Here is a 20832-nt window from a genome sequence, read left to right as displayed (position 1 = left end):
ACATGAGCACCGAGTACCTGGCCGCAGAACACACCAGCGCCCCGCCCAGCGGCAATCTGCTGGACGTCCACGATCTGCACGTCGAATTCCGTACCAGGGACGGGGTCGCCAAGGCGGTCAACGGCGTCACGTACTCGGTGGCCGAGGGCGAGACGCTGGCCGTGCTCGGCGAGTCCGGCTCCGGCAAGTCCGTGACCGCGCAGGCCATCATGGGCATCCTCGACTCGCCGCCCGGCTTCATCACCAAGGGCGAGATCGTCTTCCAGGGCAAGAACCTGCTGACGATGGTCGGCGAGGAGCGGCGCAAGGTCCGCGGCGCGAAGATGGCGATGGTCTTCCAGGACGCGCTGTCGTCCCTCAACCCCGTGCTCACCGTGGGGGAACAGCTCGGCGAGATGTTCACCACCCACCAGGGCATGTCGAAGAAGGACTCGCGGATCAAGGCCGTCGAGCTGATGGAACGGGTCCGCATCCCCGCCGCCGCCGAACGCGTCAAGCAGTACCCGCACCAGTTCTCCGGCGGTATGCGGCAGCGCGTGATGATCGCCATGGCGATGGCCCTGGAACCCGCGCTGATCATCGCCGACGAGCCGACGACCGCGCTCGACGTGACGGTGCAGGCGCAGGTGATGGATCTGCTGGCCGAACTCCAGCGGGAGTTCAACATGGGCCTGATCCTCATCACCCACGACCTGGGTGTGGTCGCGGACGTGGCCGACAAGATCGCCGTGATGTACGCGGGCCGGATCGTGGAGACCTCGCCGGTCCACGAGATCTACAAGCGGCCCGCGCACCCGTACACCAAGGGCTTGTTGCAGTCGATTCCGCGGCTGGACCAGAAGGGCCAGGAGCTGTACGCGATCAAGGGGCTGCCGCCCAACCTGCTGCACATTCCGCCCGGTTGCGCCTTCAACCCGCGCTGCCCGATGGCCCAGGACATCTGCCGCACCGATGTGCCCCCGCTGGCGAAGGTGAGCCCCGACCGGGCGAGCGCCTGCCACTTCTGGAAGGAGACGCTCGGTGAGTGAACAGCCCGTCATGCACAAGGACCCGGTCAAGGCGGCGCACGAGCCGATCCTCGAAGTACGCGACCTGGTCAAGCACTTCCCGCTGACCCAGGGCATCCTGTTCAAGAAGCAGATCGGCGCGGTCAAGGCCGTCGACGGTGTCTCCTTCGACCTCTTCCCCGGCGAGACGCTGGGCATCGTCGGCGAGTCCGGCTGCGGCAAGTCGACCGTCGCCCGGCTGCTGATGAACCTCGAAGTGCCCACCGCCGGACGCATCCTGTACAAGGGCGACGACATCACCAAGCTGTCGGGGCGGGCCCTGAAGGCCGTCCGGCGCAACATCCAGATGGTGTTCCAGGACCCGTACACCTCGCTGAACCCCCGTATGACGGTCGGCGACATCATCGGTGAGCCGTACGAGATCCACCCCGAGGTCGCGCCCAAGGGCGACCGGCGCAAGCGCGTGCAGGACCTGCTCGACGTCGTCGGCCTCAACCCCGAGTACATCAACCGCTATCCGCACCAGTTCTCCGGCGGCCAGCGGCAACGCATCGGCATCGCACGGGGGTTGGCGCTGCGCCCCGAGATCATCGTGGCCGACGAGCCGGTCTCCGCGCTCGACGTCTCGGTGCAGGCCCAGGTCATCAACCTGATGGGCAATCTCCAGAAGGAGTTCAACCTCTCCTACATGTTCATCGCGCACGACCTGTCGATCGTCCGGCACATCTCCGACCGCGTCGGCGTGATGTACCTCGGCAAGATCGTCGAGATCGGCGGCGACGAGGCGATCTACGAGCACCCCACGCACCCGTACACCCAGGCCCTGCTCTCCGCCGTCCCGGTCCCGGACCCGGCCGCCCGCGAGCACCGCGAGCGGATCATCCTCTCCGGCGACGTGCCCTCCCCGGCCAACCCGCCCTCCGGCTGCCGCTTCCGCACCCGCTGCTGGAAGGCCCAGGAGCGCTGCACCCTGGAGGAGCCGCTGCTGGCGGTCCCCCCGGCCTTCCGCGGCACGGCGGGCCCGGCCGAACACGACTCTGCGTGCCACTTCGCGGAGGAGAAGCAGGTCGTCCCGAACGACTGACCGCGCGCCGCGGCCGGGAGCGTGTGACGGGCGCCGGCAACGCGAGACGGTCCGTACCCGGGTGGTGCTGGGGTGTCCGGGTACGGACCGTTTCCGAGCGGAGGCTGAACTGAGCCCGGGTCAAAGGGTCTTGTCAGCCGCCTCCTCGATCGCGGCCAGCGCGGGGTCGAGGACGATGTCCTCGTCCCGCGCCGCGATCGTCGGCTCTTCGGGGAAGTGACAGGCCGTCAGGTGCCCGTCCGTGTTCCCGTCGATCTGGATCAGCGGCGGTTCGTCCGTCGCGCACTTGTCCTGCGCCTTCCAGCACCGGGTGCGGAAGCGGCAGCCGGACGGCGGGTTGATCGGCGACGGCACGTCACCGGCCAGCCGGATCCGCTCGCGGTCGTCCGCGTGGTCCACGTCCACCTCGGGCACCGCGGACAGCAGCGCGTGGGTGTACGGGTGGCGCGGGCGCAGGTAGATCGAGTCGCGGTCGCCGACCTCCACGACCTTGCCCAGGTACATCACCGCGACGCGCTGCGAGAAGTGCCGCACGATCGCCAGGTCGTGCGCGATGAACAGGAACGCGATGCCCATCTCCTCCTGCACCTTCTGCAGGAGGTTGACGACCTGGGCCTGGATCGACACGTCGAGCGCCGACACCGGCTCGTCCGCCACGATCAGCTTCGGCTTGAGGGCCAGCGCCCGTGCCACGCCGATGCGCTGCCGCTGACCGCCGGAGAACTCGTGCGGGAAGCGGTTGTAGTGCTCCGGGTTGAGACCGACGGTCTCCAGCAGCTCGCGCACGTGCTTCTCGCGCCCGCCGGGCGGGTTGATCCCGTTGATCTCCATCGGGCCGCCGATGATGGTGCCGACCGTCTGGCGCGGGTTCAGCGACGAGTAGGGGTCCTGGAAGATCATCTGGATCTCGGACCTGATCGGCGCCAGTTCCTTGCGCGAGGAGTGCGCGATCTCCTGGCCCCGGTACAGCACGCTGCCCCCGGTCGGCTCCAGCAGCCGGGTGATCAGCCGGCCGGTCGTCGACTTGCCGCAGCCCGACTCGCCCACCAGGCCGAAGCTCTCGCCGGCGTGGACCTCCAGGTCCACCCCGTCCACGGCCCTGACGGCGCCCACTTGGCGCCTGAACGGAAAGCCGCCGTAGATCGGGAAGTGCTTGGTGAGGTCCTTGACCTCCAGCAGCTTCTCGCCGACGGGCCTTTTGTCGCGCTGTTCCGGGACCGTTTCGGTCACGGTAGCGCTGGTGTCGTTGCTCATGGTGGTATGCCTGCCCCTGGTGACCGGTCAGCCCAGCCGGGGCTGAATCTTCTCGATGAATACGGACTGCCGCTGTTCCGCGGTCAGATGGCACGCGGAACCGCGACCAGCCGGCAGGTCGGGCCGCGACGTGACGCAGGTGTCGCCGCCGACCAGCGCGGGGAACTCGCAGCGCGGGTGGAACGGGCAGCCGGTCGGCGGCCTGAGCAGGCTCGGCGGAGCGCCCGGAATCGGCGTCAGCGGGGCGTCGACATTGCCGCTGAGGCGCGGCATCGAGCTGAGCAGACCCCATGTGTACGGGTGCTGCGGCTCCTTGACGATCTCCCGCACCGAACCGCGCTCCACGGCGCGCCCGGCGTACATCACGAGCAGGTCGTCGGCGACCTTGGAGACCACACCGAGGTCGTGGGTGATCAGGATGATCGCGGACCCGAACTCCTGCTGGAGGTCCTTGAGCAGGTCCAGGATCTGGGCCTGCACGGTCACGTCGAGCGCGGTGGTCGGCTCGTCGGCGATCAGCAGATCGGGGTTGCACACCAGCGACATCGCGATCATCGCGCGCTGCCGCATACCGCCGGAGAACTGGTGCGGGTAGTCGTCCACGCGCTGCTTGGGCTGCGGGATGCCGACCTTCTCCAGCATCTCGATCGCCCGGTCCCGGCCCTCGCGCTTGCTGGCGCCCAGGTGCTTCCGGTACGGCTCCGCGATCTGCCGGCCGACCGTGTAGTACGGCGACAGGGCGGTCAGCGGGTCCTGGAAGATCATCGCCATCTTGTTGCCGCGCAGCCGCTCCAGCGTGCGGTTGCTCGCACCGGTCAGCTCCTGGCCGTCCAGGATGATCTCCCCGGCGATCTCGGTGGTCGCCGGATTGTGCAGCCCGAGGATCGACAGGTTCGTCACCGACTTGCCGGAGCCGGACTCACCGACGATACCGAGCGTCTGGCCGCGCTCCAGGTCGAAGGAGAGACCGTCGACGGCCTTGACGGTGCCGTCCTCGGTGGAGAAGTGGACGTACAGGTCGCGTACGGACAAGAACGAGTCCGACCCGCCCTTGTGCGTGCCCTCCTCGGGCTTGGTCATGGTGGTCACTGACGTTCTCCTAGGACAGTCGCACGCGCGGGTCGATGAACGCGTAGGCGGCGTCCACGATGATGTTGAACAGGACGATCAAGGTGGCGCTGAAGAGCATCACGCCCATGAGCATGGGCAGGTCCGTCTTCATCACGGAGTCGATCGCCAGTCGGCCGAGCCCGGCGAGCTGGAAGGTGTACTCGGTGATCATCGCGCCGCCGAACAGCGAGCCGAGGTCGATACCGAGGATCGTGACGATGGGGATCAGCGAGCCACGCCAGGCGTACCGGAAGAAGACGTACGCCGACGACATGCCCTTGGCACGCGCGGTCCGTACATGTTCTTCCTGTAGCTGCTCGATCATCGTCGAGCGCGACATACGCGTGTAGTTGGCGGTGAAGATCACCGACAGCACACACCATGGGATGAGCAGTCCGTTGAACCAGGAGAGCGGATTCTGCGTGAACGGCACGTACTTGGGCTGATCCAGGATCTGGTTGTTGTAGACCAGCAGGGCCAGCACGATCGGGCCGAGGAAGTAGATCTGCATCGAGCTGAGAACCAGCGACGCGGAGCTGAAGATCTTGTCGATGAACGTGCCGCGCTTCCAGGCGGCCAGCATGCCGGAGCCCAGACCGACGAGCAGGAAGACCACGGTGCCGCCCGCGGCGAGCGAGATGGTCGTGGGCAGGCGGTTCATCAGGGTCGGCCAGACCGGCTCACTCGTGGCGAACGAGTAACCGAGGCAGGGCGCGGGGCAGTTGCCGGCACTGAACCTGTGGCCGGTGAATATCCGCACCATGTAGTTCCAGTACTGGACCGGCACCGGGTGGTCGAGACCCAGGTTGTGGTGGATCAGCGCGATGTTCTGCGGCGTGCAGTTCTTGCCGCAGGAAAGGAGCGCGGGGTCGTGCGGAATGGCGAAGAAGAGGAAGAACGTGAAGGCGCTGATGAACAAAAGAATGACCAGAGCGCCGAGCGTCCGGCGGACGAGGAATCGAAGCATGGCGGTCGCAGCTCTCAGAGGACGGCGGCGGTGGGCGGGTGATCGCACCCCAGGTGGGGCCGGGCGGCTGCCCGGCCCCACCGAAGGCCGCGAGGGTGCTTACTTCTTGACGTACAGCTTCGTCAGGTCGATGCCCGAGGTGACGTTGTTGTAGACAACGCCGCCCACCTTCGAACCGAAGATCTGGAGCTGCTTGTAGTACACAGTCGGAACACCGGGGATCACCTTGGTGGTGATGTAGGTGTTGAGCTGGAACCAGGCGTCAGCCGCTTCCTTCGGGTCCGTGATCTTCTTGATGCGGTCGATCTCGGAGTTGATGTGCGGGTCGTTCACGTGCGAGTAGTTCGGCGCCTGGTCGGCGATCGTCCGGCCGTCGAAGACCGGGGGGATCACCGTCAGGGTCGACGGCCAGTCGGCACCCCACGCGGAGGCGTAGATGTCGTACGGGTTGTCGACCTTGCCGATCAGGTCGTAGTACGTGTCCGACGGCAGTTCCTTGCGCTGGACGTTGAAGCCCGCCTGGGTCAGCGTGTTGGCGATCGCCAGGGAGTACTGCTGGCCGGCGGTGGTGTTGATGTACGCGTAGGTGATCTTCATGCCGACCTTGCCGGCGTCGGTGAGCAGCTTCTTGGCCGCCACCGGGTCACCGTCGGGCTTGGCGACCTTGCCCAGCGGGTCGGCCTTCTGGTAACCGGCGAGGGTCGGGCTGATGAAGCCGCCCGCGTACTCGGCGCCGTAGGAGGCACCGAGCGCCTGCCACACGGGCTTGGTCGGGATCGCGAGCGCCAACGCCTTGCGGATGTTGACGTCCTTGATCTTGTTCATGTTGAAGTTGATCTCACCCACGAACGGCTGGTAACCGGCCACCGTGCGCTTGTAGATCGACGGGGTGCCCACCACGGTCGGGGTGTCGTCCGGGTCGACCGCGTTCGCGAAGCTCAGCGAGGTCTGGTTGTCACCGGAGTCCGACATCAGGCGCTTGGTGGAGTCCTCGGCCTGGTGGTTGAACGTGATGTCGTACGTGTCGACGTACTGGTGACGCGCCGCGTCCGTCTTCGGGTCCCAGGCGGGGTTCTTCACCAGGGTCATGGACTTGCCGGTGTCGAAGGTCTTGATCATGTACGGACCGGACGCGACGGGCGCCTTGTCGTACTTCTCCTTGGTGTCCTTCGCGTGGTCCACCACCGAGTAGCCCGGCATCGCGAACAGGTACGGAGCGTCGGGCTCCGGGTTCGGGAAGTGGAAGACGATGGTCTTGTCGTCCGGCGTCGACAGCAGGCTGTCCGGCAGGTGCTTGCCCTTGTACGGGCCCTCCGGGAGCAGCTTGCGGAAGTCCGAGCCGCTGGTGTTGGCCAGCCACTGCTGCAGGTACTGCGGGCCGTTGGTGACGAACGGGGCGAACAGCCGCTCAACGGTCCAGCGGATGTCCGTGGCCGTGATCGGCGTGCCGTCCTGGAACTTGATCCCGTCCTTCAGCTTGAAGGTCCAGGTCTTGCCGCCGTCGGACTCCACACCGCTGTCCGTGGCGAGGTCGCCGACGACGGTGTAGTTGCCCTTGCTGTCCAGCTTGTACGTGGTCAGACCACGGTGGATCAGGGTGGCGAGCTGGCCCTCGTTGCTGACGTAGATCTGGCCCGGGTCGAGGTGCGTGTAGCTGTCGCGCTCCAGGGCGTGCAGTGTGCCGCCCTGCTCGGCGCCCGCGATGGGCTCCGCCGGTCCGGTGGAGGCCGCGGCGTCACCGAAGGTGATCTGCGACTGAAGCTGGGTCTTGCTCTTGTCCTGCTTCTGCTTGGCGTCGTTGTTCTCGCCCTTGCCGCCCCCGCCGCCGCTGCTGCAAGCGGTGAGAACCAGCGCACCGGCGGCGACCGCCACCAACGCAGCCCGGGTTCTACGCATGGAAAGGTTCATAGCGGTGAATGCACCCCTGTTCGTTGTTACCTGTTAGCTGCCTGGCTCTCCTGGTGAGAGGGGCGGCAGCCACCCCCTGTTGCTGTGCTTCCTCAGCGTGCGGTCTTCGGATCGAACGCGTCCCGGACCGAGTCCCCGAGCAGGTTGAACGCGACGATGAAGATCACCATGGCGATACCCGGGAAGAACATGTAGGTGAGGTCGTTCTGGTAGATCTCACCGGCTCTGGCGAACATCCGTCCCCAGTCGGGGGTCGGCTCCACGAGGCCGACACCGAGGAAGGACAGGCCCGCCTCGGCGGTCACGAACCCGGGCAGCATGAGCGTGCTCTGCACCAGGATCGGGGTGACCAGGTTGGGCAGCAGTTCCCGGCGGACGATGCGCCAGGGCGAGGCGCCGGTGACCCGGGCGGCCTCGATGAACTCACGCTCCCGAAGCGTGAGCACCTGGCCGCGCAGCAAGCGGGCCAGACCCATCCAGCCGAGGAACCACTGCACCACGATCAGCGCGATCACGCGGATGTAGGTGGGGGTCGCGTCGGACGGCGACACCAGAAGCGCGGTGACCACGGGCATGAAAGCGACGAAGAAGAGCTGGGCGGGGAACGCCATCAGCAGGTCGCTGATCCGGCCGATGAAGTAGTCCGTCTTGCCGCCCATGTATCCGGCGACCACACCGAGGATGATCGCGGTGATGGTGACGATGATCGTCACCGCGATGCTGATCGCCAGCGAGGTGCGGATGCCGTAGAGGAGCTGGGTGAAGACGTCGCGGCCCAGCGTGGGTTCGATGCCGAACCAGAAGTGGCTGCTGATACCGCCGTTGGGCGCGACCGGGTAGCCGAACTCGTTGAGCAGGTCCGGACTGTTCTGCCCGTAGAGAGTGTACGGGTTCTTGCCGTACAGCTTGGCGATCAAGGGAGCGAAGATCGCTATCGCGAAGAAGAACAGGACCACATAGGCCGATATGACACCGGTTCGGTCGCGCCTGAACCGCCGCCACATGAGCTGGCCCGGTGACCGCCCGACCAACTCGGGGTCCACCTTCGTGGCCGCTGCCCCCTCCTTCCCGGGGTCGCCGGGGTCACCGATCGGCTCGGTGACCGTGGTCGATGTGGAACTCGTCATCGCGATTGCCCCCGCAGCAGGAGTCTGGTCGACGCGACGGGGTTGTGCGTCGCGGGTTGAGCGGACTTTCGCAATGGAATCAACCTTCAGTCAAGGGGGGAAGGAGGGAAGAAAGCTTGTTGTTTGGCATCTTGAGCGAAGATTTTGCAGATCGTCCTCCGTACGTGCTTGACAGTGATCCAAAACATCGGGCATTTCGGATATATCCAGGCGAAGCGCGTTAACATGCGTGCAACTTAGCCGTCGCAACTCCGATATACGGACGTAGCAGTCTGAACAACGTACGGCCGTGCGGGTGCCGTAGGCCGGCCGGGCGTCGCGAGCGACCCCGGCCGGCCGCTCGTCAACTCCCCGCAGTCTCCTCCTGGTTCGCGAACCGACTGTTCCTACCCCAAGTGGCACGGGTATATCTGAGGGAACACTGGGCCATGGGGGAGAAGGCCATGCAGCAGGGTATGCAGCAGCAGTCGCCGTACGGGCAGGGGTCCGGCTTCACGCCGCCAGGTCCGGTCGGACCGCGGACACTCGCGCCGGGAGCGCGGATCGCGGGGGCGCTGATCTGCGCGGTTCTCGTCGCGGTGGAGATCGCCTGGACGGTCCGCGACATCAAGCACGTCGGATTCCACGACACGCTCTGGGCCTGGCTCGGCCTCGACCACGCCGTCTACCAGCACGCTTTGCTGGCCACCGCGGCGCTGGACGGCGTACTGCTCGTGGTCCTGCTCGGCGCCCTGGTGTGGTCCGCGCGGCCCGCCGCCGGGTGGGCCTTCGTGACCGCCGGGGTCTTCGCGTTCGGATATCGGTTGCCCGGTCTGTGGATCTTCCAGTCCGACTGGACCGCCGGGGCGCAGATGCACACCCGGGCGCTGGCCACCGCGGTCGCCTTCACGCTCGGCGGGATCGCGCTCGTGGTCATCGGCCTCGCGGGCAGGCGCCCGGTGCGGGGCGGCGCGCCGGTCGGGGATGTGCCGCTGAGCGGTGCGCCGTCGGACACCGCGCCGTCGAGCGGGCCCGGCGCCGCGCCGGTGGGGCCGCGGCGCGGAGCGGCGGTGGCCGCGGGGGTGCTGCTGGTGCTGCTCGCGATCGAGGGGGCCGGCTGGCAGATCTTCGAGACGCACAAGTACACGACGGCCAACGACTTTCCGCCGCACTTCTACCGGCACCTGCTGACCGGCGAGGGCACGCTGACCACGCTGCTCGGCATGCCGGTCGCCTACGCGGGCTGGCTGCGGGTCGTGTTCGCGCTGCTCGTCGCCTGGGTCGCCTTCGCGAAGTCGGCGGCTTCCAGGGCGCTCGGCGTCGCCTTCGGCTTCGCGGCGGTCGTCTTCTGCGTCGTCGCGCTGGACAACTGGCACAGCTACCACGAGCTGTTCGAGTTCGACCACCTGCCGCTGTATCAGAAGAGTCAGCAGGTCTTCCTGGTGGTCGAGTTGGCGGTGGGGCTGGTGGTGCTCCTGCTGCTGGCGGTGCCCGGCAGGAGTACGGACGGCCCGCGGCCGGTGCCCGCTTGGGGTCCGCCGCCGCAGGGGTACGGCGCGGCGCCGGGGTCCGTGCCCGCATCCGCGCCGGGGTCAACGCCGGGCGCGGCGCCGGGTTCGGCACCGGGCTCGGCGCCCGCTCCCGGCGGCTGGAGTCAGCCGCCCCACGCGTCCCCTTATTCCCAGCCGCCTCAACAGCCGCCCGCGGGCGGGGGGTTCGGCCCGCCGCCGCAGTTTCCGCCGCAGTCCCCGCCGGGCTACCCGCCGCCCCCGCCCGGCTTCCCGCGGGAGCCGGGCGGCGACGGACGCTGATCACCCGCGCGGCTGGACCTCAGCTCTTGTCCAGGCCCAGGGACCGCTTCAGGAAGTCCACTTGGAGCAGCAGCAGATTCTCCGCGACCTGCTCCTGCGGCGTCATGTGCGTGATGCCGGACAGCGGCAGCACCTCGTGCGGGCGGCCCGCGGCGAGCAGGGCGGTGGACAGCCGCAGGCTGTTGGCCACCATCACGTTGTCGTCGGCCAGGCCGTGGATGATCATCAACGGCCTGGCGGGCTCGGCGAGTTCGGTGATGCCGTCCCGCGTGACCACCGAATTCGCCTCGTACACGCCCGGCCGCTCGCCGGGCTGCCCCAGGTAACGCTCGGTGTAGTGCGTGTCGTAGAGCCACTGGTCGGTCAACGGCGCGCCCGAGACGCCCGCGTGGAAGACGTCCGGACGGCGCAGCACCGCCGCGGCGGCCAGCGTGCCGCCGAACGACCAGCCGCGAATGGCCACCCGGCCCAGATCCAGCGGATACGTCCCCGCCAGCGCGTGCAGCGCGGCGATCTGGTCGGTCAGCGACACCTCGATCAGCTTGTCCGCCATGGCCTTCTCCCAGCCGGGGGAGCGCCCCGGGGTGCCGCGGCCGTCCGCGACGATCACCGCGAAGCCCTGGTCGGCGAACCACTGCGAGACCACATGCGCGTTGTGCGCCGCCTGCACCCGCTGGCCGTGCGGGCCGCCGTACGGGTCGAGCAGCACCGGCAACGGCCCGTCGCCCTCGGTGTATCCGCTCGGCAGCAGGACGGCGGCAGGGATGCGGTCCTCGCCCGCCTCGGTCAGCCGCGCCCTGGCGGTCAGCGACGGCGTCTGCGCGTACGAGGCGATCTCCGCGATCTGCTCGCCGTCGCGCAGCACCCGCGCCGTGCGCCCCGGACGGTCCGGCGTCGCCGAGTGCAGCACCGTCACCCGCCCCGAACGTGTCGCGGTGTGCACGCCGGGCTCGGTCGAGACGCGCTCCACGCCCCGCTCGCTCACCCGCAGCACATGCAGCTCGCCGATCTCCGGCTCGGCGGCGGCGGCGCCCGCCGACGCGGCGATCAGCACGTCCTCGTCGCCGACGTCCAGCACCGCCCGCACATGCGACTCGGGACCGGTCAGCGCCCGGTCGCCGACCATCAGCACCCGTACGTCGCCCTCGTCGGCGATCCGCACCAAGGTGCCGTCGGACGTGGTGGCGGGGACGCCGGGGAAGAGATCCAGCCAAATTCGATCTTCCTCCGTGCGCAGCGTCCGCGTCGTACCGGTCGCGATGTCCACGTTCAGGTAGAGCTGTTCGCGCTGGTCGCGGGCCTGCACCAGCAGGACCGGCGGACCGGCCGCCGACCAGTGGACGGCCGCCAGGTACGGGTAGCGCTCCCGGTCCCACTCCACGTCCACCCGGGAGCCGTCCAGGCCGAGCAGCGCGAGCGTCACCACCGCGTTGTCCGTACCGGCGGCCGGGTAGGCCACCTCGGCCGGCGGGCGCTCGGGGTGCGCCGGGTCGGAGATCCACCAGCGGCCGACCGGTGACTCGTCCACCCGCGCGGCGAGCACCGCGGAGCTGTCCGGCGCCCACCAGAAGCCGCGGCTGCGCGACATCTCCTCGGCGGCGATGAACTCCGCCAGCCCCCAGAACACCGACTCGCCGTCCGGCTCCGCCAGCGCCCTGTCGTCCGCGCCCGAGGCCGCCACGACCCGCAGCGCGCCGCCCGAGGCGTACGCCACCCACCGGCCGTCCGGCGAGGGCCGCGGATCGACCACGGGACCCGGCACCGTCAACTCCCGTGCCCCCGCGGCCCCCGGCAGCAGCCCGGCGGTGAACAGCCGCCCGGAGAGCGCGAAGGCGGCCAGCGACACCGTGTCGTCCACCGCGTAGCCCACGACGCCCGCGGAGCCCTCCCGGCTGCGCTCCCTGCGCGCCCGCTCGGCCGCCGACAGCTCCTCCTGGCCGCCGCCGAGCAGCGCCGCGGGGTCGGCCGCCGCGTACTCCGTGCCCGCGCCCTCGCCCGCCCCTTCTTCCCGCAGGTCACGGACCCACAGCAGATGTGACGGGTCGTCCCCGGCGCGGGATCTGAGGAACACCACCCGGCCGCCGTCGGGCGACACGGTGAAGGAGCGCGGGGCGCCGAGGGTGAACCGCTGCGTACGGGCGTGCTGTCGGGGGAATGAGAGCTGCGTCATATCCGTGACACTAGGCCGTACGTCCGACACTCGCCGTTCTTCCCGGGGACCGGCCGCCGCCGTACCTCCCCACCTGCGCCGGAGCACCACCGCGAGGACCGCGCCCGGTGGCTGGATCTGGTCATGCGCCCCCATGTGCTTCCGTGCCCCGACATATGCGGTGGCACGGAAAGTTATGATCAGTAGCCGTGGGTGGGTAATAAGCATGTGGCAACTGACATGACCCTGCGTACTGGGAGGTGAGCCGCTGTGGCACTCTCGATTTCGGCGGTGCTGCTGCTGCTGATCGTCGTCGTCCTGTTGATCCGCCGTTCCGGGCTCAAAGCCGGGCACGCGATCGCCTGTACGTTGCTCGGTTTCTACCTGGCGAGTTCAACCTGGGCGCCACAGATCACAGACCTCACCAACAACGTTGCGGGGATGATCTCGGACATCAAGTTCTGAGCGGCCCGTGCCGGGCTCGGTGAGCTGCGGGGAAGAGCGGTACGCCGGGGAGCCGTAGGCTTCCCTCATGACCGATCTTCCCGCGCGGCGTCTGCTGCTCGTCCACGCCCACCCGGACGACGAGACGATCAACAACGGCGCGACCATGGCCAAGTACGCGGCAGAAGGCGCCCTTGTCACCCTGGTCACCTGCACCCTCGGTGAAGAGGGCGAGGTGATCCCGCCCGAGCTGGCGCACCTGGCCGCCGACCGCGACGACACCCTCGGCGAGTACCGCATCGGTGAACTCGCGGCCGCGATGGCCGAGCTGGGCGTCACCGACCACCGCTTCCTCGGCGGCGCGGGCCGCTACCGCGACTCCGGGATGATGGGCGTCTCCCAGAACGACCGCGAGGACTGCTTCTGGCAGGCCGACCTGGACGAGGCGGCGGGACACCTGGCCGAGGTGATCCTCGACACCCGCCCGCAGGTGCTGGTCACGTACGACAGCAACGGCGGCTACGGCCACCCCGACCACATCCAGGCGCACCGGGTCGCGCTGCGCGGCTACGAACTGGCCGCCGAGCGGGGCCACCGGATCGCGCGGGTCTACGAGATCTGCACCCCGCGCTCGATCGTCGAGGCGGGCTTCGCGCGGCTGGCGGCGGCGGGTAAGGACTTCCCCTTCGGCGGGATCGCCTCCGTGGACGACGTGCCGGGTGTCGTCGACGACGACCTCGTCACCGTCACCGTCGACGGCGCCGACTACACCGGGCACAAGACGGCCGCGATGCGCGCGCACGCCAGCCAGATCGCCGTGGACGGCCCCTTCTTCGCGCTCTCCAACGACCTCGGCCAGCCGTTCTTCGCCACCGAGCACTACCGGCAGGTGCGCGGCGAGGCCCTGACCGAGGGCCGCGGCGACGACCTCTTCCCCGCCGAGGGCGGTCCCGACTCCGACGGCGGTGCGCGGTGAGCCAGCCGCTGCGCGTGGTCGCGTACGTCGTCCTCGGTGTGCTCGGAGCGCTGGTCGCGGCGGCCGGGGCGCTCGTCCAGGCGGGCTGGTTCCCCGGCGGGCTGCTGCTGGGCCTCGCGGGCTGCGTGGCGGTCTTCTACGGAGGCGTGACGCTCACCCGCACCCGGCTCGGCGCGGTCGTGCCCGCCGGGGTCTGGCTGGTGTGCGTGATGCTGCTGAGCACCACCCGCCCCGAAGGTGACTTCCTGTTCGCGGCCGGACTCGGACCGTATGTGTACCTGCTCGGCGGGGCCATGGCGGGCGTGATCTGCGCCACCCTGCCCCAACTGCCCCCATCCGGGCCGAATACCGCCTGACTTGGCGGGCGGGGGCGGGCTCGTGGTTGGCTGAGACCGAGCGTTCCGCCGGACCAGAGTCGTCGTTACACGCCGGTCGGTATGGTGGTGCGCGCCGGCGAGCCGCCCGCGGAGAACCGTGACGGGTGGCGAAGCTAACCGGGAGAGCCTGCTTTGAGTCGTGAAACTGACAGTTCGTCGTCCGGGCCGCAGGGCCGCGGCGGTGCCGCGTACCCCTCGGGCACTCCGCCGTACGGCTCGCGCCCGTTTCCTTCGCTGCACCCGCAGGAGCGTCCGCGACCGGGCGGTACGCCCGAGCCGGCCGCCGCGCCCGAACCGCCGCCGGCCGACGAGCCGAAGACCGAGACGACGCTGACGACGCGCATCCGGATCAACATCCCCGGTTCGCGCCCGATCCCGCCGGTCGTGGTCCGCAAGCCGGTCGACGAGAACAACCCGGCGCCCGAGCCGCCCGCTCCCGAGCCCGCGCCCGCCGCGGAACCGGCCGCCGCCGAGGCGTCGGGCGAGCCGGAGCCGCAGCCGGAGAAGACCAGCGACTGGTTCGCGCCGCGCAAGTCCCAGGCCGGGCAGCCGGGTCCTGGCTCCGCTCCCGCCCCCGGCGCGGGTTCCGGCACGGGCGCCGGTCCTGCTGCCGGTGCCGGTACGGGCTCCGGCGCGGGCGCCGACTCCCGTACCGGTTCGAGCCCGTACCCGTCGTCGGCCGCCGCGCCCGGTACGGCGTCCACGCCGTACCTCCCGCCGCCGGTCGGCACCCCACAGGGCGGCGACCCTTCCGCGCGCGGCCCGCACGACACCCCGGCCGCCGGTGTCCCGTCGCTCTTCGCCGGGGAGTTCGGCCCGGAATTCGGTACGGAGCCGCAGCCGGAGCCGCCGTACGGCATCGACGCGTTCCCGCCCGGAGTGCCGCGGCCCGCGGGCACCTTCCCCGGACCCGACCCGTACGGCCGTCCCGAGGACCAGGGCCAGGGCCAGGACCAGGGCCAGGGTCAGGGGCAGAGCCAGGGTCGGGGTCCCGATCCGCTGAGCACCCCGTACGGCGCCCAGGCCGCCGCGGCCCCCTACGCGCCGCCCGCCGATGGGCCCAACAGCCCCTTCCCTGAGTACCAGCCGCCCGCGGGGCCGACCTCCGGCCCGGTGACCGGCCACATGCAGGTGCCGCCCGCCGCCGACCAGCGCGGCCGGTCCGCCCCCTCCGCCTTCCGCCCGCCGACGCCCGGCGACGGACCCGGCCCCGAGGACACCAGCGGCGGCTTCCGCGCCCCGACGCCTCCCGGCGACGGGCTCGGTCCCGAGGACACCAGCGGCGGCTTCCGGCCGCCCGTCGTGCCGGACGCCCCGGGCGGACGGCTGTCGGACGACACGTTGGTCAGCGGTATTCCGGCCGTGCAGCCGGGAGGTCCGGGAGCGCGCACGCCGCGTGCGCCGGGTCCCGCCGCGCCCGTGCCGGGCGGCCCCGGCGCCGGTCCCGTGCCCGCCCCCGTCGTCGCCGAGCCGCGCGCGGCGCAGCCCGCGCCCGCCGCGCCGCGTCCGCCCGCGAAGAAGAAGGGCCGCTCCAAGGTGGCCCTGCTGGGCGTCGGGGTGTGCACCATCGCGGTGCTCGCGTACGGCGCCGGACTGCTGATGACCCACGGCGACGTGCCGAAGGGCACCACCGTGGTGGGCGTCGACATCGGCAACCAGAACAAGGGCGACGCGGTCAAGATGCTGGACACCGCGCTCGGTGACCGCAAGACCGCGCCGCTCGAACTGACCATCGGTGACCGCAAGTTGAGCCTCAAGCCGTCGGTGGCGGGCCTGTCGGTCGACACCGACGCGACGGTCCGAGGGGTCGCGCACTCCGACTACAACCCGGTCTCCGTCGTCGGCTCGCTCTTCGGCGGCAGCCGCGTCGCCGACCCGGTCATAGTCGTCGACGAGGACAAACTGCGGGTCGCGCTCAAGTCACTGGCGGGCCAGAGCGGTTCGGGCTCCGACGGCATGGTCCGCTTCGCCGACGGCAAGGCCGTCCCGGTGGCGGGCACGTCCGGCCAGTCCTTCGACGTGAACGCCGCCGCGGCCAAGGTCGCCGCCGCGTACCGTACGCGCGCCGAGACCGGCTCCAACCCGGCCATCGCGCTGCCGGTCACGACCACCCCGCCGAAGGTCACCCAGGCCGAACTGGACGCCGCCGTCAACGGGTTCGGCAAGCGGGCCATGTCCGACTTCGTCGTCGTCCGGGCGGGCCTGAAGTCCATCAAGTTCGGGCCGATGAAGTCGATTCCGAAGTTCCTGACGATGGTGCCGGACGCGGACGGCAAGCTTCAGCCGCACATCGACCTCGCGGTCCTCAAGGGGCTCTACGGCGGCACGTTCGACCCCGTCAAGCTCAAGGCGAAGGACGGCTCCACCAGGGCCGTCACCCCGCAGGACGTCGCGGACGCCCTGCTGCCCGCGCTGGACGCGACGGGCGCCAAGCGCGATGTGACCCTGCCGAACGTGGCGGGCTGAGACGGCCCCAGGGTTCTCAGACGCCGGTCGGACTCGTCTCGTCGGCGCCGACCGGCACCGTCGCCGTCAGGCGGAAGCCGCCGTCGCCCGAGGGCGCTGTGCGCAGGGTGCCGCCGGCCAGGATGAGGCGCTCGGTCAGGCCGTTGAGGCCGTTGCCCGGGGTGTGGTGGGGAGCGGGGCCGCGGCCGTCGTCGGAGACGGTGAGGGTGGCGGCGGCGCCGTCCGCACTGGTGCCCAGGGCGATCACGCAGGTGAGGGCGCCGCTGTGGCGGACGACATTGGTCACCGCCTCGCGCAGCGCCCAGGCCAGGGCGCCCTCGCCGTCCGGGGCGAGACCGGGCAGCCGGTCCGGCTGGTGGACGCGCGCGGCGATCCCGGCGGAGGCCAACGCGGAGCGCGCGGAGGCCAGTTCGGTGGCCAGCGTCGGGCGGCGGTAGCCGCTGACCGCCTCCCGTACGTCGACCAGCGCCTGCCTGCTGACCTTCTCGATGTCGGCGACCTGCCGCGCCGCGTCCTGCGGCCGGTCCGGCAGCATCCGCCCGGCCAGTTCGCTCTTGAGCGTGATCAGGGACAGCGAGTGCCCGAGCAGGTCGTGCAGGTCACGGGCGAGCCGCAACCGCTCCTCGGTGGCGGCCAGATGCGCCACCGTCTCCCGCGCCTCGCGCAACTCCCGCATGGTCCGGACGAGTTGCCGCACGCCCACCATCGCGAAGCCGCCGAGCAGGGCCGGGATGACCAGTGCCGGGTAGAGGTCGCCGCTGCTGTCGACCCAGGCGCCGACCCCGGCGAGTGCCGCCGTGACCGCGGGAATCGCCCACCGGGACTGCGTGCCCGGCAGCGACGCCCCGCAGGCGACGGCCACGTAGACGAACATCACCAGCCAGTCCTTGCCGAGCGTCGCGGACAGCGTGAAGGCGAGCGCGAGCTGGGCGGCGAGCACCCCGTACACCCAACGCTCCTGCATGTACGCGGTGTTGGTGCGCAGGAAGACGACGGCGAGGTAGGAGACGACGAAGACGAGCAGGCCGCAGCCGGCGACGACGGTGACCAGGGCGCCGTGGTGGCCGTCGGCCAGGTCGCTGACGGGGGAGCCGAGGTAGAGCAGCCAGATGCCGATCCACATCAGCTTGACCAACGCCTGGCCGCGCGTCTCGGGGGCGCGGCCCACGGCGGTGGTGTCCGCGTCCTCCACCGCCTGCCGCCACGGCGGCCAGGGCCGGTCCCGCGCCCGCGCCTGCTCCTCCGCCCGTGCCTGTGCCCGTGTCCGCCGCGCCTGCTCCTCCTTCGCCATCCGCGTCACGCCTTCTGCGTGTCCTTGCGGTACAGCCAGGCGGCCGTACCCGCGAAGAGCAGCAGGTAGAAGGCGAGGACGGCGATGTCACGGGCGTGCGGCGCGTTGCCGAACTCGATGGACTGGCCGAGCGCCGCGTACGGCCGTCCCGGCAGGTAGTCGGCCGTCGTCCGGAGCCAGTGCGGGAAGGTGGTGATCGGCACCCACAGACCGCCGAGCATCGCCAGGACGAAGTAGGCGAGCATCGAGACCGGCCGGGCGACGTCGGCCGTGGCCACGTATCCGATGGCGACGCCGAGCGCCGCGAAGACCATGCTGCCCGCCCAGGTCGCGCCCAGGATCGCGATCCACTGCCAGGCGTCGAGCCGGACGTTCTTCACGGTCGCGCCGAGGATCAGCACGATCAGGATCGACGGCAGGCTGACGGTCGCGGCGGAGGCGATCTTCGCGGTGACGTAGCCGCGGCCGGGCAGCGCGGTCAGCCGCAACTGCCGCACCCAGCCCTTCTCGCGCTCCCGCGCGATCCGCTCGGCGTTGCCCATCAGCACCGCCGTCATCGCGCCGAACGCCGCCATCGCGACCATGTAGTACGCGACCAGCGTGAGATTCAGGCCGTCGATCTTCTTCGTCCTGTCGGCGCCCGCCGTGATGATCAGGAAGAGCAGGCCCGGGTAGAGCACCGAGAAGAACATGAACTTGCGGTTCCGCAGGGTGCGGACGATCTCCAGTCTGACCAGGGTCTTCATCGGTTCTCCGCCTCCTCGGCGGACGCTGCGTCGGTGATGGCGAGGAAGGCCTGCTCCAGGCCGAGGCCCGAGACCTCCAGATTGCGCGGGTACAGGCCGAGCGCGTACACGGCGTGCGTCGTGGCGTCCGCGTCGTCGGAGCGGATGCGGACGGTCGGGCCGGTGATGTCGAGGCCGACGATGTGCGGCAGCGCGCCGAGCGCCCGCTCGTCCGGCGTGCCGTCCAGGTCGAAGGTGATCCGGCGGGCGCCCGCCCGCGCCTTGATCTCCGCGGCCGTCCCGTCGGCGATCAGCCGCCCCCGGTGCAGCACCAGGACGCGGTCCGCGATGGCGTCCGCCTCCTCCAGGTAGTGGGTGGCGAACAGCACGGTCCTGCCCTGCTCCACCTGGCCGCGCATCGTGGCCCAGAACGCCTGCCGCGCGCTGACGTCCATGCCGACCGTCGGCTCGTCCAGCACGATCAGGTCGTTCGCCCCGGCCGTCGCGAGCGCGAACCGTACGCGCTGCTCCTGACCGCCGGAGAGCTTGTTGACCTTGCGGTCGGCGATGTCGGCGATGTCGGCGCCGGCCAGCACCTCGTCCACCGGGTACGCCTTCGGGTGCAGGTCGCACGCCAGGCTCACCAGCTCCCGTACGGTCACGTCCTCCATCAGGCCGCCGCTCTGGAGCATCGCGCCCACCCGGCCCGCCGCGATGGCCTGCGCCGGGGTCGTGCCGAACAGCCGCACGCTCCCGCTGTCCGCGTTCCGCAGCCCCAGCATCAGGTCGAGCGCGGTCGACTTCCCCGCGCCGTTCGGGCCCAGCAGGGCCACCGTCTCGCCCGGGTGCAGCGTCAGGCTCAGCTCCGCGACGGCCCGCACCGGCCCGAAGCTCTTGTTCACATCGCTGAAGGCGACCACGGGCTCGCCCTTGACGGCGGCCCCCGGCCCGTTCGCGGTCGTCATCCCCATCGCGCTCATGCCACCAAGCTTCGCCCGCCCGCCCCTCGCCCGTGCAGTGCCGCGAGTCGTGTCTTCCCCATGACAGATGTCATACGGCGGTCCGCGTCCGGGTCCGGCTGTCACCGCCGGGTCCTCACGCTGTAACCATCCGTGCCGGGAATGGGACGCCGGGCCTCCGCGCTCGGTACGGTCCGGCCACCGGGCGCCGCCGTGGCGCCTTCCTGGGGGGAGTCGACGTGACGCGTTCCGCTACGAGACGTGTGATCAGACGTACGGTGCCGGCGGCCGGGGTCGCGGTGGCCGGAGCGCTCCTGCTGGCCGCCTGCGGCGGGGGCTCGGGGGGTTCCAGGCCGTCCGCCACGGGGTCGGGCAAGGCCACCGGCACTGCTTCTGCCGCCTCTCCGTCCGCCTCAGCCTCCGCCTCCGCCACTGGTGGCTCCGGCGGTGCCAATCCGGTCGACGGGCCGACCTTCTGCGCCTTCCTCGCCAAGGAGGGGCCCCGCATCAAGGACTCCGGCGCCCCTGCGGGCGCCAAGGCGTTCTTCGCCATCGACCTCGCCAACTGGATCGAGCAGCACCCCGATCAGAAGCCGCGGACCGCCGCCGATCTTGACGCTGCCGCTTTGGGCTCCTGCCCCAAATACCGTGCCACCGTCACCTCTGCCATGGGCGCCACCAGCTTCACCGAAGCCCTCGGCTAACCCCGCCGCGGGGTTCCCCCACGCCCCGGGCGGTTCTTCTGCGGGGCGGCGGGCCGATCTTTCGGGGCGCGGCCCTGGGCGGTAGACCGATCTTTTCAGGGGGCGCGCCCTGGGGCGGTTCTTCTGCCGAGGGGCCAGCCACGTGTCTTTAGGGGCGCGGGGAACTGCGCGGCCCGCCACGACGGTGGCGCGGTGTTCGCACGGCGGGTCGGGCCCCGAAGGGGCGCGGGGAACTGCGCGCTCAGCCCGCGCGGTGGCGCGGCTGAAGAACCGGCCCCAGCGGGGCAGATGCTCTTGTTTTCGGGCTGACAGCCCGGTGGGGGCGGGCCGCGCAGTTCCCCGCGCCCCTGAAAAGATTCGGCCAGCCGTCCTGGCGGAAGAACCGCCCGGGGGCGCGCCCCTGAAAAGATCGGCCAGCCGCCTTGGCAGAAGGACCGCACGGGGCCGCGCCCCTCAAAAGATCGGCCAGCCGCCTTGGCGGAAGGACCGTCTCG

Annotated in this window: 17 protein-coding genes; 8 read left to right on the top strand and 9 right to left on the bottom strand. The window is 70.4% G+C overall.

Annotation, left to right across the window (positions count from 1 at the left end):
* Nucleotides 1-2 precede the first annotated feature (2 nt).
* Nucleotides 3-1028, top strand: a complete 1026-nt coding sequence (locus ABZX65_RS32490; protein ID WP_355348260.1) for an ABC transporter ATP-binding protein — start codon at nucleotides 3-5, stop codon at nucleotides 1026-1028.
* Nucleotides 1029-1038: 10 nt separating this feature from the next.
* Nucleotides 1039-2091, top strand: coding sequence for a dipeptide ABC transporter ATP-binding protein (locus tag ABZX65_RS32485; RefSeq protein WP_355348357.1), 1053 nt, complete (start codon nucleotides 1039-1041; stop codon nucleotides 2089-2091).
* Between the two features lie 120 nt (nucleotides 2092-2211).
* Here the strand turns inward: ABZX65_RS32485 and ABZX65_RS32480 are convergent, their stop codons facing one another.
* From ABZX65_RS32480 to ABZX65_RS32460, 5 genes are all read right to left on the bottom strand, one after another.
* Nucleotides 2212-3345, bottom strand: coding sequence for a dipeptide ABC transporter ATP-binding protein (locus ABZX65_RS32480; RefSeq protein WP_355348258.1), 1134 nt, complete (start codon nucleotides 3343-3345; stop codon nucleotides 2212-2214).
* Between the two features lie 27 nt (nucleotides 3346-3372).
* The gene (locus tag ABZX65_RS32475; RefSeq protein WP_355348353.1) at nucleotides 3373-4425 is read right to left on the bottom strand and encodes an ABC transporter ATP-binding protein; all 1053 of its coding nucleotides are present in this window, start codon (nucleotides 4423-4425) and stop codon (nucleotides 3373-3375) included.
* 19 nt (nucleotides 4426-4444) lie between these two features.
* The gene (locus tag ABZX65_RS32470; RefSeq protein ID WP_355348256.1) at nucleotides 4445-5422 is read right to left on the bottom strand and encodes an ABC transporter permease; all 978 of its coding nucleotides are present in this window, start codon (nucleotides 5420-5422) and stop codon (nucleotides 4445-4447) included.
* Between the two features lie 99 nt (nucleotides 5423-5521).
* A complete protein-coding gene (locus ABZX65_RS32465; protein WP_355348254.1) occupies nucleotides 5522-7318 on the bottom strand; it encodes an ABC transporter substrate-binding protein in 1797 nt (598 codons plus the stop codon).
* Nucleotides 7319-7422: 104 nt separating this feature from the next.
* Entirely contained in the window at nucleotides 7423-8457 is a 1035-nt protein-coding gene (locus ABZX65_RS32460) for an ABC transporter permease (protein WP_355348251.1), read from the bottom strand.
* Between the two features lie 443 nt (nucleotides 8458-8900).
* Here ABZX65_RS32460 and ABZX65_RS32455 point away from each other — a divergent pair, with 443 nt between their 5' ends.
* Entirely contained in the window at nucleotides 8901-10247 is a 1347-nt protein-coding gene (locus ABZX65_RS32455; RefSeq protein WP_355348248.1) for a hypothetical protein, read from the top strand.
* 19 nt (nucleotides 10248-10266) lie between these two features.
* Here ABZX65_RS32455 and ABZX65_RS32450 read toward each other — a convergent pair whose 3' ends face one another.
* Nucleotides 10267-12417 carry a prolyl oligopeptidase family serine peptidase gene (locus tag ABZX65_RS32450; RefSeq protein ID WP_355348245.1) on the bottom strand — a complete coding sequence of 717 codons (2151 nt, stop codon included), beginning with the start codon at nucleotides 12415-12417 and terminating at the stop codon, nucleotides 10267-10269.
* A gap of 249 nt (nucleotides 12418-12666) precedes the next feature.
* On the opposite strand from ABZX65_RS32450, the gene ABZX65_RS32445 reads away from it, so the two are divergent.
* The 4 genes from ABZX65_RS32445 (at nucleotide 12667) to ABZX65_RS32430 (ending at nucleotide 16659) form a co-directional block, all read left to right on the top strand.
* Nucleotides 12667-12861: a hypothetical protein gene (locus tag ABZX65_RS32445; RefSeq protein ID WP_355348242.1), complete on the top strand. Its 195-nt coding sequence runs from the start codon at nucleotides 12667-12669 to the stop codon at nucleotides 12859-12861.
* Between the two features lie 67 nt (nucleotides 12862-12928).
* Entirely contained in the window at nucleotides 12929-13816 is an 888-nt protein-coding gene (gene mshB / locus ABZX65_RS32440; RefSeq protein WP_355348239.1) for an N-acetyl-1-D-myo-inositol-2-amino-2-deoxy-alpha-D-glucopyranoside deacetylase, read from the top strand.
* Nucleotides 13813-14172, top strand: a complete 360-nt coding sequence (locus ABZX65_RS32435) for a DUF6113 family protein (protein ID WP_317453004.1) — start codon at nucleotides 13813-13815, stop codon at nucleotides 14170-14172. Before mshB ends, ABZX65_RS32435 begins: the two co-directional genes overlap by 4 nt.
* Before the next feature lie 153 nt (nucleotides 14173-14325).
* Nucleotides 14326-16659 carry a hypothetical protein gene (locus ABZX65_RS32430; protein ID WP_355348235.1) on the top strand — a complete coding sequence of 778 codons (2334 nt, stop codon included), beginning with the start codon at nucleotides 14326-14328 and terminating at the stop codon, nucleotides 16657-16659.
* Nucleotides 16660-16675: 16 nt separating this feature from the next.
* Here the strand turns inward: ABZX65_RS32430 and ABZX65_RS32425 are convergent, their stop codons facing one another.
* Genes ABZX65_RS32425 through ABZX65_RS32415 form a run of 3 tightly spaced genes read right to left on the bottom strand, consistent with a single transcriptional unit; the run spans nucleotide 16676 to nucleotide 19646 of the window.
* Nucleotides 16676-17959 carry a sensor histidine kinase gene (locus tag ABZX65_RS32425; protein WP_355348232.1) on the bottom strand — a complete coding sequence of 428 codons (1284 nt, stop codon included), beginning with the start codon at nucleotides 17957-17959 and terminating at the stop codon, nucleotides 16676-16678.
* A complete protein-coding gene (locus ABZX65_RS32420) occupies nucleotides 17956-18696 on the bottom strand; it encodes an ABC transporter permease (protein WP_355348229.1) in 741 nt (246 codons plus the stop codon). Before ABZX65_RS32420 ends, ABZX65_RS32425 begins: the two co-directional genes overlap by 4 nt.
* Nucleotides 18693-19646: an ABC transporter ATP-binding protein gene (locus ABZX65_RS32415; RefSeq protein WP_355348350.1), complete on the bottom strand. Its 954-nt coding sequence runs from the start codon at nucleotides 19644-19646 to the stop codon at nucleotides 18693-18695. Before ABZX65_RS32415 ends, ABZX65_RS32420 begins: the two co-directional genes overlap by 4 nt.
* 251 nt (nucleotides 19647-19897) lie before the next feature.
* Between ABZX65_RS32415 and ABZX65_RS32410 the strand changes: the two genes are divergently transcribed.
* Nucleotides 19898-20338, top strand: coding sequence for a hypothetical protein (locus ABZX65_RS32410; RefSeq protein ID WP_355348226.1), 441 nt, complete (start codon nucleotides 19898-19900; stop codon nucleotides 20336-20338).
* The last annotated feature ends 494 nt before the right edge of the window (nucleotides 20339-20832 follow it).

It is taken from the genome of Streptomyces sp. NPDC003300, from assembly GCF_040610915.1.
Taxonomy (GTDB): Bacteria; Actinomycetota; Actinomycetes; order Streptomycetales; family Streptomycetaceae; genus Actinacidiphila.
The sequence above is the reverse complement of the archived record's forward strand: the minus strand, read 5'-3'. Positions and strand labels throughout refer to the sequence as shown.

Bases quoted from the DNA above. Each gene is read 5' to 3' on its own strand.
- ABZX65_RS32490 (WP_355348260.1), top strand. From the start codon at position 3: ATGAGCACCGAGTACCTGGCCGCAGAACACACCAGCGCCCCGCCCAGC.
- ABZX65_RS32485 (WP_355348357.1), top strand. From the start codon at position 1,039: ATGCACAAGGACCCGGTCAAGGCGGCGCACGAGCCGATCCTCGAAGTA.
- ABZX65_RS32480 (WP_355348258.1), bottom strand. From the start codon at position 3,345: ATGAGCAACGACACCAGCGCTACCGTGACCGAAACGGTCCCGGAACAG.
- ABZX65_RS32475 (WP_355348353.1), bottom strand. From the start codon at position 4,425: ATGACCAAGCCCGAGGAGGGCACGCACAAGGGCGGGTCGGACTCGTTC.
- ABZX65_RS32470 (WP_355348256.1), bottom strand. From the start codon at position 5,422: ATGCTTCGATTCCTCGTCCGCCGGACGCTCGGCGCTCTGGTCATTCTT.
- ABZX65_RS32465 (WP_355348254.1), bottom strand. From the start codon at position 7,318: ATGCGTAGAACCCGGGCTGCGTTGGTGGCGGTCGCCGCCGGTGCGCTG.
- ABZX65_RS32460 (WP_355348251.1), bottom strand. From the start codon at position 8,457: ATGACGAGTTCCACATCGACCACGGTCACCGAGCCGATCGGTGACCCC.
- ABZX65_RS32455 (WP_355348248.1), top strand. From the start codon at position 8,901: ATGCAGCAGGGTATGCAGCAGCAGTCGCCGTACGGGCAGGGGTCCGGC.
- ABZX65_RS32450 (WP_355348245.1), bottom strand. From the start codon at position 12,417: ATGACGCAGCTCTCATTCCCCCGACAGCACGCCCGTACGCAGCGGTTC.
- mshB (WP_355348239.1), top strand. From the start codon at position 12,929: ATGACCGATCTTCCCGCGCGGCGTCTGCTGCTCGTCCACGCCCACCCG.
- ABZX65_RS32420 (WP_355348229.1), bottom strand. From the start codon at position 18,696: ATGAAGACCCTGGTCAGACTGGAGATCGTCCGCACCCTGCGGAACCGC.
- ABZX65_RS32415 (WP_355348350.1), bottom strand. From the start codon at position 19,646: ATGGGGATGACGACCGCGAACGGGCCGGGGGCCGCCGTCAAGGGCGAG.